Source organism: Ramlibacter cellulosilyticus (assembly GCF_014297465.1).
Taxonomy (GTDB): domain Bacteria; phylum Pseudomonadota; class Gammaproteobacteria; order Burkholderiales; family Burkholderiaceae_C; genus Ramlibacter; species Ramlibacter cellulosilyticus.
Window position 1 is genome coordinate 1 of sequence record NZ_JACORT010000030.1, and the last position, 1,309, is coordinate 1,309.

The window sequence follows — 1,309 nt, forward strand, 5'->3', positions numbered from 1 at the left end:
GAAGTACCCGGTGCAGCAGCCGGACGTGTTCTCCGGCCTGCGCAGCCACGTCGCCACCTTGCACGGCATGATCGAGCACGGCAGCGCCTTCGGCGTGACGGAGCAGGAGCTGCGCACCGCCGATCGCCATGTCAGCACCTGGGTCTACACGGCGGACAAGAACGTTGCCCCGTTCGCGAAAATCGGCCTCCTGCGCGACGAGGGGGAGCGCTTCGTGAAGATGCCCAACGGCATCCAGACGCCGGTGATCGAACCGGTGCCGCGTTCGCAGCTGGGCATCCCCGACGATGCGTTCGTGCTGTGCTGCGTGAGCCGCGCGATCCCCGACAAGGGCTGGGCGGAGATGATCGCCTCGGTCGAGCGTGCGCGCGAGAAGTCCGGCCGCGACATCCGCCTGGTGCTCGTGGGCAACGGCCCGGTGTACGAGGAGTACCGCCGCGCCGGCGTGCCGGCGTTCGTGCACCTGGTGGGCTTCAGCGAGAACTCCGCGGGGCATTACGCGGGTGCCGACATGGGCATCATGCTCACGCGCTTCCGCTCGGAGAGCTTTCCGCTGACCATCGTCGACTGCCTCTTCGCCGGCAAGCCCTACATCGCCACGGACGTGGGGGACATTCCCAACATGCTGACCTCCCCGGACGGGGTGGCCGGCGAGGTGATCGCCCTGGACGACTGGCAGGTGCCCATCGACGCGGCCGCCGAGGCCATCGCGCGCTTCGCCGGCGAGCCGGAAGCGTATGCGGCGGCGTGCGCGATCGTGCCGAAGATCGCCGGGCGCTTCCGGATCGAGTCGGTGGCTTCGCTGTACGTGGACCTGTTCCGCCAGGGTCTTCCGACCGAAGCGGTCGGCGTGGAAGAACCTGCCGCCGCCTGAGGCTGCTGCAGAAGGATCCGGCCCGGCATGCGTTGGTTGCAGGCGCTGAAGCGCCACCCCCTGGTGGCGGTCGCCGTCCGTTCTCGCCTGGTGCGGGCACTGCGCGGACGGCGGCAGTCCGACGCATCGCTTGCGGCGGAGACCGAGCTGATCCGCCACTCCGGGCAGTTCGACGCGGACTACTACCGTGCGATGAACCCGGACCTGCAGCCGCCGCCGGATGACCCGGTGCGGCACTATTGCGAGCGGGGGTGGCGCGAAGGGCGCAACCCGTCGGACGCCTTCGATACCACCGGGTACCTGGCGACCTATCGCGACATCCGCGACGGCGGCGTGAACCCGTTCTGGCACTACCTCGTGGCGGGCGCGGCGGAGTTCCGCGATCCGCTGCCGGGTGCGGGTGCGACGTACGAGGACGACATCCGTTTCGGCGTG

The 1,309-nt window shown here is 69.6% G+C and carries 1 protein-coding gene and 1 pseudogene; both read left to right on the forward strand.

Annotated elements, in window-relative coordinates; translation table 11 throughout:
- Positions 1–874 (forward strand): glycosyltransferase family 4 protein (locus H8N03_RS25965; protein ID WP_187079152.1); only part of this gene is annotated, 874 nt, incomplete at its 5' end.
- Positions 875–901: 27 nt separating this feature from the next.
- Positions 902–1,309 (forward strand): annotated as a pseudogene (locus tag H8N03_RS25970) (hypothetical protein); the annotation flags it as partial.